Origin of the sequence: Microbacterium sp. BE35, assembly GCF_031457705.1 — a bacterium.
Taxonomy (GTDB): domain Bacteria; phylum Actinomycetota; class Actinomycetes; order Actinomycetales; family Microbacteriaceae; genus Microbacterium; species Microbacterium trichothecenolyticum.
This window is the reverse complement of record NZ_JAVDXD010000001.1, coordinates 1-16,811: the sequence shown is the minus strand read 5'-3', so window position 1 is coordinate 16,811 and position 16,811 is coordinate 1. Positions and strand designations below refer to the sequence as shown.

Sequence of the window (16,811 nt, the reverse complement as noted above, 5' to 3'; positions counted from 1 at the left end):
TGGCGCGCGGGGGCCGAGCGGAGGATCCGTCACGAACCGCGACCCCGGAGTACCGGCGACTAAAATCGCGGAGGTGACCGCAGCACCGCCCGTACCCCGGTTCGCCCTCGACATCGACGGGGTTCCGCGACCCGAGAGGTCGCAGCAGCTGCTCGACGGCGTGCGTGAGCGGGTCGTGATCGCCGACGGCGCGATGGGGACGATGCTCCAGCGGTACGACCTGTCGATCGACGGCGACTTCCAGGGCCTCGAGGGGTGCAACGAGATCCTCAACGTCTCGCGCCCCGACGTCGTCGGCGCGATCCACGACGCGTACCTCGAGGTCGGTGTCGACGCGGTCGAGACCAATACGTTCGGTGCGAACTGGTCGAACCTCGACGACTACGGCATCGTCGACCGCATCGCCGAGCTCGCCGAGGTCGGTGCGCGCATCGCGCGCGAGCGCGTCGAGGCGGCGGAGGCCGTCGACGGGCGCGTGCGCTGGGTGCTCGGCTCGATGGGTCCGGGCACGAAGCTGCCGAGCCTCGGCCACACCACCTACGACAACCTCAAGCAGACCTTCGCACTTCAGGCCGAGGGCCTCATCGACGGCGGCGCCGACGCGTTCCTCGTCGAGACGAGTCAGGACCTGCTCCAGACCAAGGCCGCGATCAACGGGTGTCGTCAGGCGATCGTGAGCCGCGGCATCCGTCTTCCGATCTTCGTCGAGGTGACCGTCGAGACCACCGGGACCATGCTCATGGGCTCCGAGATCGGCGCGGCGCTGACCGCGATCGAGCCGCTCGGCGTCGACGCGATCGGGCTCAACTGCGCCACCGGCCCGACCGAGATGAGCGAGCACCTCCGGCACCTGTCGAAGCACGCGACCGTGCCGATCGCGTGCATGCCCAACGCGGGGCTTCCCGTGCTCGGCGCGAACGGCGCGCATTACCCGCTCACCCCTGTCGAGCTCGCGACCGCGCACGAGCAGTTCGTGCGCGAGTTCGGGCTGGGACTGGTCGGCGGATGCTGCGGCACCACGCCCGAGCACCTGGCCGCGGTGGTCGAGCGCCTGGCCCACCTCCGGTCGTCGAGCGAGCGAACCGACACGAACCCTGCCGAACCCGGCCCAGACAGCGAGCGCGCGCTTCACGTGCGTGCTCTCGGCGACCGGGCCATCGACCTCGACCCCGGCGTGGCCTCGCTCTACCAGCACGTGTCGTTCCAGCAGGACGCCTCGTACCTCGCGATCGGCGAGCGCACCAACGCGAACGGATCGAAGGCGTTCCGCGAGGCGATGCTCGAGGAGCGGTGGGACGACTGCGTCGAGATCGCCCGCGACCAGATCCGCGTCGGCGCCCACCTCCTGGACGTCTGCACCGACTACGTCGGCCGCGACGGCGCCGCGGACATGCGCGAGGTCGTGTCGCGTCTCGCGAGCGCGTCGACGCTGCCGCTCGTCGTGGACTCGACCGAGCCCGCGGTCATCGCCGCGGGGCTCGAGTTGATCGGCGGCCGGCCCGTCGTGAACTCCGTCAACTACGAGGACGGCGACGGCCCGACCTCGCGGTTCGGACGCATCATGCCGCTGGTGAAGGAGCACGGCACCGCGGTGGTGGCGCTGACGATCGACGAGCACGGCCAGGCCCGCACCACCGAGGGCAAGGTGCAGATCGCGACGCGGCTCATCGACGAGCTCGTGGGCGACTGGGGCCTGCGGGTGAACGACATCATCGTCGACTGCCTGACCTTCCCGATCGCCACCGGCCAGGAGGAGACCCGCCGCGACGCCATCGAGACGATCGAGGCGATCCGGCAGATCACGGCCAAGTACCCCGGCATCAACACGACGCTCGGCGTCTCGAACGTGTCGTTCGGCCTCAACCCGGCCGCGCGCAGCGTGCTGAACTCCGCGTTCCTGCACGAGGCGGTCCAGGCGGGCCTCACCTCGGGCATCATCGACGCCGCGAAGATCGTGCCGCTCGCCTCCATCTCGGAGGAGCAGCGCAAGGTCGCGCTCGATCTGGTGTGGGACCGCCGCGAGTACGACGCAGACGGCAACGTCACGTACGACCCGCTGGCACGGATGCTGGACCTCTTCGCGGGCGTCGACACCGCGGCCCTGCGCAACCAGCGGGCGGCCGAGCTCGCCGCGCTGCCGGTCGGCGAGCGGCTCGAGCGGCGCATCATCGACGGCGAGGGCAAGGGCCTCGAGGCAGACCTCGACCTCGCCCGCGAGGGCGGCCTGGCGCCGCTGCAGATCATCAACGACCACCTGCTCGAGGGTATGAAGGTCGTCGGCGAGCGGTTCGGCGCCGGCGAGATGCAGCTGCCGTTCGTGCTGCAGTCGGCCGAGGTCATGAAGAACGCGGTCGCCCTCCTCGAACCGCACATGGAGAAGTCGGATGCCTCGGGCAAGGGCCGCATCATCCTGGCGACGGTCCGCGGCGACGTGCACGACATCGGCAAGAACCTCGTCGACATCATCCTCACCAACAACGGGTACGACGTCGTCAACCTCGGCATCAAGCAGCCGATCGCGGACATCATCGCGGCCGCCGAGGAGCACGACGCCGACGTCATCGGCATGTCCGGTCTCCTCGTGAAATCGACGGTCGTGATGAAGGAGAACCTCGAAGAGCTCACGTCGCGTGGCCTCGGCAAGAAGTGGCCGGTGATCCTCGGCGGTGCGGCGCTCACGCGCGCGTACGTCGAGGACGACCTCGCCTCGCTGTTCGACGGCGAGGTGCGCTATGCCCGCGATGCGTTCGAGGGGCTCGCGCTCATGGACCCGCTCGTGAAGATCGCGCGCGGCGCCGATCCGGCGTCCGTCGGACTCCCGGCGCTGAAGAAGCGGCGGCATGCGGCGGGCTCCAAGCTCACCCTCACGGAGCCCGAGGCGATGCCGGCACGCTCGGACGTGGCATCCGACAATCCCGTCCCCGCTCCGCCGTTCTGGGGCACCCGCATCGTCCGCGGCCTCGCGCTGCACGATTACGCCGCGTTCCTCGACGAGCGCGCGACGTTCATGGGCCAGTGGGGCCTCAAACCCGGCCGCGGCGAGGACGGCGCCACCTACGAGCAGCTCGTCGAGACGGAAGGCCGGCCGCGGCTGCGGTACTGGCTCGACCGCATCCTCGCCGAGGGCATGCTCGACGCCTCGGTCGCGTACGGGTTCTTCCCTGTCGTGTCGGAAGGCAACGACGTCGTCGTGCTGCACCACGGCGACGACCCCTCGGGAGCGCTGGGGGACGCCGGCCTCCTCGCCCCCGACGGCGGGTCGGGCGGCACGCTCGGCACCGACCGGCTGCGCTTCCACTTCCCGCGCCAGCGCCGCGACCGCCACCTGTGCCTCGCCGACTTCGTGCGCTCGCGCGAGTCCGGCCAGGTCGACGTGCTGCCGGTGCAGCTCGTGACCGCGGGCGCGAACATCGATTCGGTCACCGCGAAGCTCTTCGCCGAGGACAGGTACCGCGACTACTACGAGCTCAACGGGCTGGTGATGCAGCTGACCGAGGCGCTCGCCGAGTACTGGCACGCCCGCATCCGCTCCGAGCTCGGCTTCTCGCAGGAGGACCCGACCGACACGGCGGGCCTCTTCAAACTCGAGTACCGCGGCGCCCGCTTCTCGCTCGGCTACCCCGCGTGCCCCGACATGGAGGACCGCCGCAAGGTCGTCGAGCTCCTCCGCCCCGAGCGGATGGGGGTCGAGCTCAGCGAGGAGCTGCAGCTTCACCCCGAGCAGTCGACCGATGCGTTCGTCTTCCACCACCCCGAGGCGAAGTACTTCTCCGTCTGAGGTCGGGTGCTTTCAGAACACGGATGCGGCGACCCGCGGCATCCGTCAGTTCGACGTGATCCGGAAGTCGATGCCGGCGGGCACGCCGCCGTCGAGCCATGCGTCGGGCGATGCCGTGATGAAGGACACGATGCCGAGCACGGAGGCCACGAGCGGCACCACCCACAGGGCGGTCGCGGCGATCCGGAGGATGCGCGTGATCTGGGCGGTCGTCGTGGCCTTCGCGGCGCGGCTCAGGGCGATGACGAACACGAGCGCCATCACGAGCCACGTCAGGGGCGACGGGCGCAGCGTCGCGGTGTAGCAGATCTGGTCTCCGCCGGACGCGGAGCCCAGGCATCCGCCGCTCGAGGCGAGGGTGAGCATGCCGTAGAGCACCGCCCACAGGAGGCCGCGCTTCGCGAGCGAGACGATCTCGGGCAGGTACGCGCCGACGAGGTCGGTCGGCGGCGGTGCGGTCGCGGTGATCACGTGAGCTCCTTCCCGCACGTGACCCTCACGATAGGGCAGATGCGCGCTCCCGCGGGGCGGGGATGGGCTGCGTCCGTGTCGCCAGCGGCTTGGTGCGCCGCAGCGCCGCGAGGATCGGACGGCCGACCACGGCCAGTCCGAGAACCGTGGTGATCGCGCGGAGGGTGTCCCAGCTGAGTGTCGAGGTGACGAGCGAGTACAGCAGGAAGCTCGTGAGGTTCACGTCGAGCGGTGCGCTGCCGTCGTACGAGATGCCGGTGCCGTAGCCGACGGCGAACGGCCAGAACCAGAGGTTCATCAGCAGGCCGAACGCGTATGAGGCCACGACGCCGTAGACGCTGAGCATCGTGATCTCGCCCCCGCGCGAGATCCGCCGGGGAAGGAGTCCCGCGATCGCGCCGACCCACGCACACGCGAACATCTGGAACGGGGTCCACGGACCGAACGTGCCCGTGATCAGGGTGGACAGGGCGATCGTCGCCATGCCGAGCAGCATGCCGAACCGTGCGCCGTACGCACGCCCCGCCAGGATCAGCAGGATGAACACCGCCTCGACGCCGCCGACGCCGGTGCCCGCGATGCGCACGGCCGCGCCGATCGCGGCGAGCGTGCCGAGCAGCGCCAGCATGTGCGCCGATCGCACGCTCCCGTCGAGCGTCGCGACGACGACGAGCGCGGCGAGCGGCACGAGCGCGAGCGCCGCCACGGGCACCGCCGCGTAGGCCTGTTCGGGTACCGCGGTGGCGACCAGTGGCCAGCAGAAGGCCCCGAGCGCGACGAGGTTGGCGGCGGCCAGCGCGGCGAGCGGCAGACGGCGTCCCCAGACGCGTCGCCGGGAGCCGTCGGGCACGGTCTCCCCTGTTCGCAATTCAGGAAGGTTCGCAGGACCCGCGTCCGCAGGAAGGCGTTCCCACCTTTCGGCCTGGGTTGCAGACCGGGAGGGAGCCGGCGCGCGGCCGGCCGGATCAGGGTGCTCCCCGAGGCCTGAGCCGTCTGCGGAGGGCCGGAGCGTCCGGTCACGAGTTCCCAACTCAGGATCGTTCGAGCCGACGGCATCAGCACCCCCCGAATTCCGCGGTTCGCGCACGGCCGACGCGCGCTCATCCTGAGTTGGGAACGGCGCGGCGGTGAGCACGCCGGCCCGCATCGTCAGGGCGCGGTCGGCGCGGGCCGTGAAGTCGGGCTCGTGCGAGGCCACCAGCACCGCCGTGCCGGATGCGGCGAGCGAGGTCAGCGCCGCCCAGACCAGGTCGCGGGCGGCGGGGTCGAGGCCGCGCGTGGGCTCGTCGACCATGAGCACACGCGGCGAGCCCGCGAGCTGGATCGCCAGTGCGAGGCAGCGTCGCTCACCCGCAGAGAGGTCGCGTGGATGCCGCGCCAGCCGTGCTGCGAGTGCCGGGCTGTCGGGGTCGAGACCCAGGAATCCGGCGAACCGTGCCGCGGTGCCCGGCGCCGAACCCACGTCGCGGCGCGCGGCCCGGCGGTCCGCCCGACGGCATTCGGCGGCGACGCTGTCGGACACGAAAAGGTCGTCCGAGGCATCCGGAACCAGCGAGACCCGACCGGCTGACTCGATGTCCGCTCCCCGTGCGGGCAGTGCGAGCGCCGCGAGCAGGCTCGACTTGCCGGCGCCGTTGGGTCCGACGAGTGCGACGATCTCGCCGGCGCGCAGTTCGATGTCTGCACCCGCTACGGCCACCGTTTCGCGGTGGCGCACCGTGATTCCGCGGGCGCGCAGCACGACATCCCCCGGTTCGGCGGGTTCGGGGCGTATCCCGTTCACTCGGGGCGCATCCCGTGCGCCCCGATCGTCCGCGGTGCGCCCCGAACCCGTGAAGGACTCCACGGAATCGACCACGCCGTCGTCGATCCGCAGCACCGTGTCGGCGATCCCGGAGAGCGCCTGGACGCGGTGCTCGGCGACGACGACGCACATACCGGCCTCGTGCGCGAGGGCATCCAGCAGGTGTGCGACGCGCACGCGAGCGTCCGCGTCGAGGTCGGCGAGCGGTTCGTCGACCAGCAGCAGGATGGGGTGCTCGACGATCGCCGCGGCGATCGCCACGATCGTCGCCTCACCGGCCGAGAGCCCGCGGGTGGTGCGGTCGAGCAGCGGCGTCACGCCGACCCGCTCGGCGACCTCGGCCACGCGCGCGGCGGTGATCACGGGCGCGACGCCGCGCAGCTCGAGCGAGAGCCCGATCTCGTCGCGCACCCACTCGGTGGCGAACGCGTCACGCGGATGCTGCAGCACCACGCCCACGCGCTGGGCGAGGTCGCGCGGGGGCACCGTCGCGCGTTCGTGCCCGACGACCCGCAGCGACCCGGCGATCCAGCCGCCGTCGGTGTGCGTGTGCAGGCCCGCGACGGCCCGCAGCAGCGTCGATTTGCCCGCGCCGGTCGGCCCCGACACGAGCGTGAGCGTGCCCGCCTCGAGCGTGAGCGACGGCGGAAGCCGGAGACCGAGTCCCGCAGCGCCGTCGCCGAACGCGATCTGCACGCTCTCGGCCTGAACCGGTGCGAGGCAGTCCCCGTCCAGCCCGCGTCCCGCGAAGCCACGCAGCTCGAGGGCTGCGGCCACGGCCCCGGCGCGCTCGAGGGTTCGCTCCAGCAGCGGCAGCAGCATCCGTGCCCCGCCGCGCTCGCCGCGGAGTCGCTGCGCGAACCGCACCGCGCGGGCGCCGTCGGCGAGCGAGGGGAGCGTGGCCGCGGCGATCGCGAGCGCCCGTGCGACGCCGCGCAGCGGGCCGCGTCGCGAGGCCCGCGCGAAGACCCGGTGCAGGTCGACCAGGGCGTTCACCACCCCGAACGCGAGGATCGCGAGGGCGATCGGCACGGCGCTGGCCGCGGCATCCCACAGTCCGTCGACCGTGACGGGACCCAGCAGCACCACATGCGCGAACGGCGACGGCAGCCGCACCGCCGGAAGATCCAGCAGGACGAAGCCGTCGCCGTCGGCGCCGTGGAAGAGGATGCGGTAGACGACCCGGGCCGCCACGAACCCTGCGGCGAGGATCGCCGCGGCTCGCAGGGGACCGGGTCGGAACGTCATGTCAGGACGTCGGCGCTGCCGGTTCGCCGTTCAGGGTGAAGAGCAGTTCGAGCCCCTCGCCGGGCTCGAGCTCGAGGGTCGACAGGCCTTCCTCGGCGTACCCCCACTCGCCTTCGGCGGGCTTGATCCACAGCGACCAGTAGGCGAACGCCGCGGGCATCGATTCGCAGGTCTCGAAGTACTCCGAGCCGTCGTCTGCGGTGATCGCCTGGTCTTCAGCCGGGACGCCGTTCACGCGGCACACGACCTGGTCGCCGTACTCCTCGGTGCCCTCGGTCGTGACGTTCACGAGCGTCAGCGCGTCGGCGGCGGCGAGCGTCTCGTCGGTCTCGATGCACCACGACTTGCTGTCGCCGTCCTCGAGCGCCGAGGCGTCCACAGCCACGGTGATGCCGGCGTCATCGGCGCACGCCTCGTCGCTGACCTGCACGGCCTGCGTGTCGGAGGCCGTCGGCGCCGCCCCGGGGGCGTCGGACGAGCAGGCGGCGAGGGCGAAGAGCAGGGCAGCGGATGCCGCGGCGGCCGCCACGGCGCGAAGAGTCGAAGTCACCGATCCAGGCTAGGCCCCTGCTGCCGGTGTCCGGTTGCACATGACGTCCGCGCGGAGCCCGCCGTAGGCTGGCCGGGTGAGCGTTTCGGAACTCTTCGACGACAGCGAGTGGCAGCAGGCGCCCGGCCGGCCCGAGGGCGGCTACACCGACATCACGGCCCACGTCTCGAAGGACGGCCGCATCGCGCGCATCGCGTTCGACCGGCCGGAGGTGCGCAACGCCTTCCGCCCCCACACCGTGGACGAGCTCTACCGCGCGCTCGACATCGCTCGCCAGGACCCCCGCGTGGGTGTCGTCCTGCTCACCGGAAACGGGCCGAGCCCCAAGGACGGCGGCTGGGCCTTCTGCTCGGGCGGCGACCAGCGCATCCGCGGGCGCGACGGCTACAAGTACTCCGAGGACGAGTCCGCGGTCCCGGCCGAGCAGCAGGCCCGCGCCGGGCGACTCCACATCCTCGAGGTGCAGCGGCTGATCCGGTTCATGCCCAAGGTCGTCATCGCGGTGATCCCCGGGTGGGCCGCGGGCGGCGGGCACTCGCTGCACGTCGTGTGCGACCTGTCGATCGCCTCCGCCGAGCACGGCCGGTTCAAGCAGACGGACGCCGATGTGGGCTCGTTCGACGCCGGGTACGGCTCCGCGTACTTCGCCCGGCAGATCGGGCAGAAGTTCGCGCGCGAGGTCTTCTTCCTCGCCGAGGAGTACTCCGCGCAGCGCGCCTACGAGATGGGCGCGGTGAACCGGGTCGTGCCGCATGCCGACCTCGAGCGCGAAGCCGTGTCGATGGCCCGCACGATCCTCACCAAGTCGCCGACCGCGATCCGCATGCTGAAGTTCGCGTTCAACGCGGTCGACGACGGCCTGGTCGGTCAGCAGGTCTTCGCGGGGGAGGCCACGCGCCTGGCCTACGGCACCGACGAGGCGGTCGAGGGCCGCGACTCGTTCCTCGAGAAGCGCGACCCGGACTGGTCGCCCTACCCCTGGCACTTCTGATGAGCACCAACTCCTCCGAAACTCCCGCCCTGGGCCTGGGAGCGCGGCGAAACGGCCTGGGCCGGCAGGTTTCCGAGGAGTTGATGCCCGCATGAAGCTCGTCCCCGTCGTCGGCGATGACCCCCGCGAGATCCTGCGGGGTCTGCGCGGTGCGCTGCACGGCGCCGGACCCGCGCTCGGCCTCGGCCTCGTCAGCGGGCTGCCCGGCGAGGTGCGGGCGGGCACGGCCGTGGTCGTGACGACGTCCGGGTCCACCGGCATCCCGAAGAGCGTCGTCCTCAGCCGTGACGCGCTCACTTCGAGCGCCCTGTCGACCGCCGACCGCATCGGCGACGGCGCGTGGCTGCTGGCGCTGCCGGCGAGCTACGTCGCGGGACTGCAGGTGCTCGTGCGCTCCCTCGTCCAGGACCGCGAGCCCGCGATCCTGGCGGGCGCTTTCACCCCGCAGGCGTTCTCGGCGGCCGCGCTGATGATGGTGTCGACCGAGCGCGGCGAGCGGGTGCCGAGCTACACGTCGCTGGTGCCGGCGCAGCTGTCGAAGCTCCTCGACGCGGCCGAGCACGACCCTTCGGTTCTCGCGGCGCTGCGCTCCTTCGAGACGATCCTCGTCGGTGGCCAGGCGCTCCCCGCGGCGACCCTCGAGCGCGCTCAAGCCGCGGGCGCACGCATTGTGCGCACCTACGGCTCCACCGAGACCAGCGGCGGCTGCGTCTATGACGGCGTGGCCCTGGGCAACGTGCGGCTGCGCATCGAGCGCGGGGAGGTGCAGGTCTCCGGCCCGACACTGGCCGACGGCTACCTCGGCAACGACGAACTGACGGATGCTGTGTTCCTCCGCGACCGCGACGGCTCCCGGTGGTACCGCACCGGTGACGCAGGGCTGATCGAGGACGGCGTCCTGCGCGTGCGGGGCCGCATCGACAACGTCATCGTGTCGGGCGGCATCAACGTCTCGCTCGACCGCGTCGAGCGGATCGTGCGCGGGATCCCGGGGCTCGCTCTCGCCGTCGTCGTGGGGATTCCCGACGAGCGGTGGGGCGAGGCATCCGTCGTCGTGGCCTCCCGGGGCGAGGCGCTGCGGCGCAGCGAAGCCGTGCAGCTCGAGGAAGCGCGTGCCGCCGTCCAGGCCGAGATCGGCGCACATGCCCGCCCGGCACGGCTGGTGCTGGTGGACGAGCTCGCGACGCTGCCCTCGGGAAAGCCCGACCGCGAGGCGATCCGCCGCGCGGTGATGGCCCTGCACTGACGCGGCGCGCCGCGGGGTCAGCCCTGCGGGTACGGGCCGGTGTCGACGACGCAGAAGCGGTTGCCCTCGGTGTCTTCGAGGACGACCCAGTCGGCGTCGTCGGGGTAGTCGTGCCAGTCGACCTCGCGCGCGCCGAGCCCGAGCAGGCGGGTCACCTCGGCCGCCTGGTCCTCGGCGTACAGGTCGAGGTGGATCCGCGGCGGGTAGTGCTGCGGGTACCCGGTGACCGACAGCGCGAGGCTCGCTCCGGGCGCCGACCAATCGGTCTTGCCCGGCGGATCGAGGATCACCCAGTCGTCGGAGGGCTCGTTGCGGTTCACGTAGCCGAGGGCCGTGCGCCAGAAGTCGCCGGCGCGTGAGATGTCCTCCACGGTGAGGACGATGGATCCGATGCTCAGCATGGGCTTCATCCTCGCCCTCGGCGCCGACATCCGTCAGGGGGTTGACGGATTCGCGTGCCTCATCGGCGCGGCCCCTATGATGTGCATTCGTGGCAGGAACCCCGAGCAAGAAGCGAACCACCGCCGGACGCAGGAAGCAGCCTCCCCGCGGGAACCCGCAGAAGGCGCACGTCCCGCGCGACCCCGCGCATGTCGCGAAGCCCACGGCGCGCGACTGGATCGGCGCGGCGCGCCTGCGCACCCTGCCCCTCGCGATCACGCCCATCCTCGTCGGCACGGGCGCCGCGATCCTCGTGGTGGACGTCTTCCACTGGGTGATCGCGCTCTTCTGCCTCATCGTGTCGGTGTCGCTGCAGATCGGCGTCAACTACGCCAACGACTACAGCGACGGGATCCGTGGCACCGACGACTTCCGGGTCGGTCCCGCCCGCCTCACGGCCGGCCGCAAGGTGAAGCCGCGCACGGTGCTCATCGTCGCGCTGGCGTTCTTCGCGATCGCCGCGGTCGCCGGGCTCGCGATCACCATCCGCACGCAGCAGTGGTGGCTGATCGCCGCCGGTGCCGTGTGCATCCTCGCGGCGTGGTTCTACACCGGCGGCAAGCGCCCCTACGGCTACTACGGCCTCGGCGAGCTCTTCGTCTTCGTGTTCTTCGGTCTCGTCGCGACGCTCGGCACGACGTGGGTGCAGGCCTTCGCGGTCCCGCAGGAGGCGTGGTTCGGCGCCGTCGGCGTCGGTCTCATCGCCTGCGCGGTGCTGCTGGCGAACAACCTGCGCGACATCGACCAGGACCGCGCCGCGCACAAGCGGACGCTCACCGTGCTCATCGGCCGCACCGCCACGCGCTGGCTCTTCACCGTGTTCCTGCTGGTGGCGTTCGCCATCGCCGCGTTCCTGGCGTGGATCGGCTACCCGATCGCCTGGCTCACGCTGCTGGCGCTGCTGGCTGGTGCGCCCGCGATCCTCATCGTGTGGACCTACCGCGACCCGCGCGAGCTCGTCGTCGCCCTCGGGCTCACGTCCCTGACGTCGGTCGCGTACGGCGCGTTCCTGATGTGGGCCTTTATCGGCTGACGGATGCCGCACGCCGGCCGGCCGCGGACTCAGATACCGCGTCCTGGTCGAGAAACCACGCGCCGCGTGGTGTCTCGGCGTGGATGAGGTATCTCGCGCTCAGGAGCGGCTGCCGGGCGTCTCGGCGTCGGGCGCGGCGGGCGTAGCAGGGGCGGCGGGCGTGGCAGGGGCGGCGGCGTCGGCCGCGGCATCCTCCGCCTCCTCGTCGCTCGCCGCGGCACGCGCCTGGGCGCGGCGCTCGGCAAGGCCCGACGTGACGTCGTCGAGAGGCTTGCGCAGGAACAGCACCGAGAGGCTCAGGCCGATGAGGGCCGCGAAGATGGCGGCGAGCCAGTAGTACTCGCGCATGATCGGGAACAGCATCAGGATGCCGAACGGCACGAGGAACGCCAGCAGCCGCAGCACCGAATAGACGATGGCAGAGCGCGCTTTCACCCGTCCATCCTACGTTCCGTCGGCGAGTCGGCTTCTGCGGCGGTTGCGTCACGGAGCGCCCGCGAACGCCCACTCGGGGCCCCGCCCGCCTAGGATGGGAAGATGCCTCGGGTGCTGTTGATTCTGGCCCTGGTGGCGACCGCGTTCTGGGTCTTCACCATCGTCGATTGCGCCGTCCAGCCCCCGACCCGCCACCGCGGCGTGAGCAAGCCGATCTGGATCCTCATCGTCGTCCTGCTGCCGGTGCTGGGCGGCCTCCTCTGGCTCATCGTCGGCCGGGGGCGCGCGTCGACCGTCGCCGCCCGCAGGGCACCCGACGACGACCCCGAGTTCCTCGGCCGCATCGGCACGATCTCCGACCAGGACGAGCGCATCCGCCGCCTCGAGGAGGAGCTCGCGCAGCTCGACGCCGAGGGCGAAGACCCCCGCTTCAACCCGCCGGGCGGTCCCGCGGCATCCGACGACACCGCCGTGCCCGGAAGCGCGGCAGCCGCGGGCGGCACCGCCACGCCGGGAACCCCGCCGCAGCCGAAGCCGCCGATCCGTCCCGCGGACGGCGACGACGACGCCCGCGGTCAGCGCGAGGCCCTCGGCTGACGTGACCGCCTCCGACAGCGCCGGGGGCGCGCTCGACGCCGCGCCCGCGACCGATGCCGCCGCTGCGCTGCTGGGCCGGCTCGTCGAGCTCGGTGTGCGCCACGTCGTCCTGAGCCCGGGCTCGCGCTCGCAGGCGCTCGCCCTGGTCGCCGCCGAGCTGGAACGGCGCGGGGCCCTCCGCCTCCACGTGCGCATCGACGAGCGCGTCGCCGGCTTCACCGCGCTCGGCATCGGACGGGAGACACGGATGCCGGCGGCCGTGGTCTGCACGTCGGGCACCGCGGTCGCGAACCTGCTGCCCGCCGCGCTCGAGGCCCATCACGCCGGCGTCCCGCTGCTGCTGCTCACTGCCGACCGACCCCCGGAGCTGCGCGGTGTCGGTGCGAACCAGACGACGCGCCAGCCGGGGATGTTCGCACCCACGGTGCGGCTCGAGGCCGACGTGCCGGTGCCCGAGGCGCTCGATCCCGATGGCACGCACGAGCAGAGTGCGATGCTCCGCCTCCTCGCCGAGGACGCGATCGCCGCGGCGCTGGGAGCGGGCACGCGGTCGCCGGGTCCGGTGCACCTGAACCTGCCGTACCGCGAGCCGCTGTCGGGCGCTCTCCCCGCGTGGATGGGCGTGCCCGCCGCCGAGCTCGACACCGCCGTCGTCGACGACCCCGACGGACCTCCGGTGGCGGTCGACGCCGAGGACGAGGCATCCGGTGCGCTGTATCAGGGCGGGGGCGGCATCGGCGAGGCCGACCTCCCGACCGAGCCGGAGGACGCGCCGCTCGTGCTCGAGCGCGGTCCCCGCACCATCGTGCTCGCAGGTGCCGACGCCGGCCCCGACGCGGAGGAGCTCGCCCACGTCGGCGCGTGGCCGCTCGTCGCCGAGATCGTGAGCGGTGCGCGCTTCGGCCGTCAGCTCGTGCACGGCTACCGCGCGCTGCTGCGCGACCCGCAGCTCGGCGGCCGCATCGAGCGGGTCGTCGTGCTGGGCCACCCGACTCTCAGCAGGGAGACGGCGGCGCTGCTCTCCGACCCGGAGATCGAGGTCGTCGCGATCCGGGGTCCGGGCGAGCCGCTCAACCTCAACGGCGTCACTCTGGCCGCCGACCGCATCGCGGTCGCGACCGGCGACCCCGACCGCGAATGGCTCGGGGAGTGGCTGCAGGCGTCACGCGCAGCATCCGTCGATCTCACGCCACCCGCACCCGATGCCGACGGTCTCTCGTCGGCGGTGCCGGGGGAGCGGCTCGGTGCGATCGCGGCGGAGCTCGGGGTGATCCGCGCACCCGTCGACCGCGCCGCGCTCGTCGACGCCGTCTGGCGGGCGACGTGGCCCCATGATCGCCTCGTGTTCGGCTCGTCGCGTCTGGTGCGCGTCGCCGACCAGGTGCTCCCGGGCAAGAAGGTGCCGGTCCACGCCAATCGCGGGCTGGCGGGCATCGACGGAACGATCGCCACGGCGACCGGCATCGCCCTCGCGAGCCAGTCCGGCGGCGGCGCAGGCGTCACGCGCGTGATCCTCGGCGATCTCGCGCTGCTCCATGACGCCGGCGCGATGCTCCTGCCGCCCCAGGAGGATGAGCCGCGCATCCAGCTGATCGTCGGCAACGACGGCGGCGGCACGATCTTCGACGGGCTCGAGGTGGCAGCCGTCGCGGGCGCCGATGTGATGGACCGGGTGCTGCTGACCCCGCACACGGTGCGCCTCGAGCAGCTCGCGCTCGCGTACGGCTGGGAGTACCGTCGCGTCACGACGCGGGCGGCCCTCGACCAGGCGCTCACGTCGCCGGTCGGCGGACGCCAGCTGATCGAGGTCCCGCTCGAGCGCTGAGCCCGCGGCATCCGCCATGATGGCTCCATGATCGCCTCGAGTCAGAAGCACTGGAGCGGCGACGTCGCCGATCTCCTCCGAGTGGGTGAGAGCTTCGTCCTCGCCGACGTCGACACCCGCTCGACCCCGGGATACGAGAAGGACAAGGCGCACGCGGCGGATGACCTCCAGTCCGGCGCCGCCGATCTCGACGAGTATCAGGAGCGTCTCTACGCCCGCAGCCGGGTCGATGCGACGAACGCCTCCGTGCTGCTGGTGCTGCAGGCGATGGACTCCGCCGGCAAGGGCGGCATCATCCGTCATGTGGTGGGCTCCGTCGACCCGCAGGGCATCGTGCTCTCGGCGTTCAAGAAGCCCACGGAGGAAGAGCTGAAGCACGACTTCCTGTGGCGTGTCAAACAGCGGCTTCCCGTCTCGGGCATGATCGGCGTCTTCGATCGCTCGCACTACGAGGACGTGCTCATCGGCCGCGTGCGACGGCTCGCCCCCGAGCAGGAGATCGAGCGTCGCTACGCGGCGATCAACGACTTCGAGCGCCAGTTGACCGATTCCGGTACGAGGGTCGTCAAGGTGATGCTGCACATCTCGCCGGATGAGCAGAAGAAGCGCCTGATGCGGCGACTCAACCGCCTCGACAAGCACTGGAAGTACAACCCGACCGACGTCGATGAGCGCGAGCTGTGGCCGCAGTACATGGCGGCCTACCAGACCGTGTTCGAGCGCACGTCGACCGAGCACGCGCCGTGGTTCGTCGTGCCCGCCGACCACAAGTGGTACGGGCGCCTCGCCGTCCAGAACCTGCTGCTCGAGGCACTCCAGGACATCGACCCGCAGTGGCCGAAGGCGACGTTCGACGTCGAAACCGAGAAGCGGCGCCTCGCGGCCACCTGACCCGCCGCTCGCACCGAACGCCTCCCCGCCGAACCTCGGCAGGGGGGCGTTCGTCGTGGAGCAGGCGGGTATTCGAGCTCGCAAAGTAGTTGATGCTCATGAGTACTTGACGTGATATAGTACTTGACATGACACAAGACGACGCGTTCGCGGCCGACCTGCTGCGCGGCCACACCGACACGATCGTGCTCGGTGTGCTGCGGCGCGGAGACGCGTACGGCTTCGAGATCTACAAGACCATCCGCGATGCGACCGGCGGCGATCACGAGATCAAGGAGGCGACGCTGTACGCCACGTACCGACGCCTGGAGAAGGACGGCCTCGTCGAGTCGTACTGGGGCGACGAGTCGCAGGGCGGCCGTCGCAAGTACTACCGCATCACCGACGCCGGCCGCGCGGTCTTCCGCGGCAACGTCGCGGCCTGGACCGCGACCCGGCGCATCATCGACTCACTGCTCGACGTGAAGGAGAGCCAGCAATGAACACCGACATCCATCGACTCCTCGACGAGGCGTTCCAGGGCATCGAGATGACGCCCGACGCGCAGGACCTGAAGGAGGAGGTGCGTGCCAACCTCGTCGCCCGCACCGACGAGCTCGAGGCGGCGGGCATCGCGCCGACCGAGGCCGCGCGCCGTGCGATCGCCGAGCTCGGTGATGTGCGTGCCCTTCTCGATGCGACGACGGATGCTGCGCCCCGCCCGCACGCGGACGGCTACGCGGCCCTGCAGCAGCGTCATCGCGTGCGTCCGAAGCCCGGCTTCGTGGTGCGGGCCGTGGTGTGGTCCATCGCCGCGGTGATCGGCATCACGCTCGGCATCCTCGGGGCGGCCGGCGTGTGGCCGATTCCGCTCGGCGCCCAGATCGGCGCCTTCGGGTTCGCGGCGACCGCCCTCGGCCTCCTCGTCGGCGACTCGCTCTCGCAGGAGACGACCACCAACCACCCGATGCCGCAGAACCGCGCCGCCGGGTACTTCCTCGCCACGCTGCTCGGCGCGTACGGGCTCGGCTTCGTCGCGCTCGTCGCCTTCGGTTCGATGCCGGTGTGGGGCGTCGTGTTCGCGGCGCTCGGCGTCATCGCGTCGATCATCCTGTTCGCGTTCCTCGGGGCGAGCCAGACCAACCGCCACAAGGCCTGGACGCGTCAGGCGCACACGAGCGAGCCGCCGAACCGGTTCGAGCGCGAGCCCGAGACCGCCGCACGCTTCGGCATCTACAGCGCCGTCATCTGGCTGGTGACCTTCGCCGTCATCGCGGTGCTCGTCTTCACCGTCGGCTGGTGGTGGGCGCCGGTGACCTTCGTCGGCGGTTTCGCGGTCATGATGCTCGTCCTCGCACGCATGCTCTTCAGCCCCGAGAAGAAGTCCTGAAACGTCGGGCGGCGCCGCCCCCCCCCCCACCCCACAACAAACCCATAGCCCGAAGGGCTGCTTAGCCCAGGCAGAAAACAACCAAAACCCTGATCGCGCCAGAGTCGCCCCCCAACAAGTCAAAGTCGAAAC

Annotated in this window: 14 protein-coding genes; 9 read left to right on the top strand and 5 right to left on the bottom strand. The window is 71.6% G+C overall.

Annotated features, from left to right (window positions below):
* Window positions 1-73 precede the first annotated feature (73 nt).
* On the top strand, window positions 74-3,778 hold the full coding sequence (locus J2Y46_RS00070) for a homocysteine S-methyltransferase family protein (protein ID WP_310239303.1): 3,705 nt from the start codon (window positions 74-76) through the stop codon (window positions 3,776-3,778).
* A gap of 45 nt (window positions 3,779-3,823) precedes the next feature.
* Here J2Y46_RS00070 and J2Y46_RS00065 read toward each other — a convergent pair whose 3' ends face one another.
* From J2Y46_RS00065 to J2Y46_RS00055, 3 genes are read right to left on the bottom strand one after another with little or no spacing between them, the layout of a single operon-like run.
* On the bottom strand, window positions 3,824-4,249 hold the full coding sequence (locus tag J2Y46_RS00065) for a hypothetical protein (RefSeq protein WP_310239300.1): 426 nt from the start codon (window positions 4,247-4,249) through the stop codon (window positions 3,824-3,826).
* Between the two features lie 25 nt (window positions 4,250-4,274).
* Window positions 4,275-7,301: an ATP-binding cassette domain-containing protein gene (locus tag J2Y46_RS00060; protein WP_310239297.1), complete on the bottom strand. Its 3,027-nt coding sequence runs from the start codon at window positions 7,299-7,301 to the stop codon at window positions 4,275-4,277.
* Window position 7,302: 1 nt separating this feature from the next.
* Window positions 7,303-7,851, bottom strand: coding sequence for a hypothetical protein (locus J2Y46_RS00055; protein WP_310239294.1), 549 nt, complete (start codon window positions 7,849-7,851; stop codon window positions 7,303-7,305).
* Window positions 7,852-7,927: 76 nt separating this feature from the next.
* On the opposite strand from J2Y46_RS00055, the gene J2Y46_RS00050 reads away from it, so the two are divergent.
* Both J2Y46_RS00050 and J2Y46_RS00045 read left to right on the top strand, forming a co-directional pair.
* A complete protein-coding gene (locus tag J2Y46_RS00050; RefSeq protein WP_045296643.1) occupies window positions 7,928-8,842 on the top strand; it encodes a 1,4-dihydroxy-2-naphthoyl-CoA synthase in 915 nt (304 codons plus the stop codon).
* 91 nt (window positions 8,843-8,933) lie between these two features.
* Window positions 8,934-10,088, top strand: coding sequence for an AMP-binding protein (locus J2Y46_RS00045; protein ID WP_045296644.1), 1,155 nt, complete (start codon window positions 8,934-8,936; stop codon window positions 10,086-10,088).
* A gap of 17 nt (window positions 10,089-10,105) precedes the next feature.
* Here J2Y46_RS00045 and J2Y46_RS00040 read toward each other — a convergent pair whose 3' ends face one another.
* Window positions 10,106-10,489 carry a VOC family protein gene (locus J2Y46_RS00040; RefSeq protein WP_045296645.1) on the bottom strand — a complete coding sequence of 128 codons (384 nt, stop codon included), beginning with the start codon at window positions 10,487-10,489 and terminating at the stop codon, window positions 10,106-10,108.
* Window positions 10,490-10,578: 89 nt separating this feature from the next.
* Here J2Y46_RS00040 and J2Y46_RS00035 point away from each other — a divergent pair, with 89 nt between their 5' ends.
* On the top strand, window positions 10,579-11,562 hold the full coding sequence (locus J2Y46_RS00035) for a 1,4-dihydroxy-2-naphthoate polyprenyltransferase (RefSeq protein ID WP_310239290.1): 984 nt from the start codon (window positions 10,579-10,581) through the stop codon (window positions 11,560-11,562).
* 99 nt (window positions 11,563-11,661) lie between these two features.
* On the opposite strand, the gene J2Y46_RS00030 is transcribed toward J2Y46_RS00035, so the two are convergent.
* Window positions 11,662-11,997, bottom strand: a complete 336-nt coding sequence (locus tag J2Y46_RS00030) for a DUF4229 domain-containing protein (protein WP_310239288.1) — start codon at window positions 11,995-11,997, stop codon at window positions 11,662-11,664.
* Window positions 11,998-12,099: 102 nt separating this feature from the next.
* On the opposite strand from J2Y46_RS00030, the gene J2Y46_RS00025 reads away from it, so the two are divergent.
* The 5 genes from J2Y46_RS00025 to J2Y46_RS00005 all read left to right on the top strand — a co-directional run bounded on the left by J2Y46_RS00025 (window position 12,100) and on the right by J2Y46_RS00005 (window position 16,679).
* Window positions 12,100-12,594 (top strand): PLDc N-terminal domain-containing protein, encoded by a 495-nt coding sequence (locus J2Y46_RS00025; protein WP_310239286.1) that lies wholly within the window; start codon window positions 12,100-12,102, stop codon window positions 12,592-12,594.
* 1 nt (window position 12,595) lies between these two features.
* Window positions 12,596-14,419 carry a 2-succinyl-5-enolpyruvyl-6-hydroxy-3-cyclohexene-1-carboxylic-acid synthase gene (menD, locus tag J2Y46_RS00020; protein WP_310239284.1) on the top strand — a complete coding sequence of 608 codons (1,824 nt, stop codon included), beginning with the start codon at window positions 12,596-12,598 and terminating at the stop codon, window positions 14,417-14,419.
* A gap of 27 nt (window positions 14,420-14,446) precedes the next feature.
* Window positions 14,447-15,310, top strand: coding sequence for a PPK2 family polyphosphate kinase (locus J2Y46_RS00015; protein WP_045296650.1), 864 nt, complete (start codon window positions 14,447-14,449; stop codon window positions 15,308-15,310).
* Between the two features lie 128 nt (window positions 15,311-15,438).
* The gene (locus J2Y46_RS00010) at window positions 15,439-15,792 is read left to right on the top strand and encodes a PadR family transcriptional regulator (RefSeq protein WP_045296651.1); all 354 of its coding nucleotides are present in this window, start codon (window positions 15,439-15,441) and stop codon (window positions 15,790-15,792) included.
* Window positions 15,789-16,679, top strand: coding sequence for a permease prefix domain 1-containing protein (locus J2Y46_RS00005; RefSeq protein WP_310239279.1), 891 nt, complete (start codon window positions 15,789-15,791; stop codon window positions 16,677-16,679). The genes J2Y46_RS00010 and J2Y46_RS00005 overlap by 4 nt, the downstream gene beginning before the upstream one ends.
* Window positions 16,680-16,811: the final 132 nt, after the last annotated feature.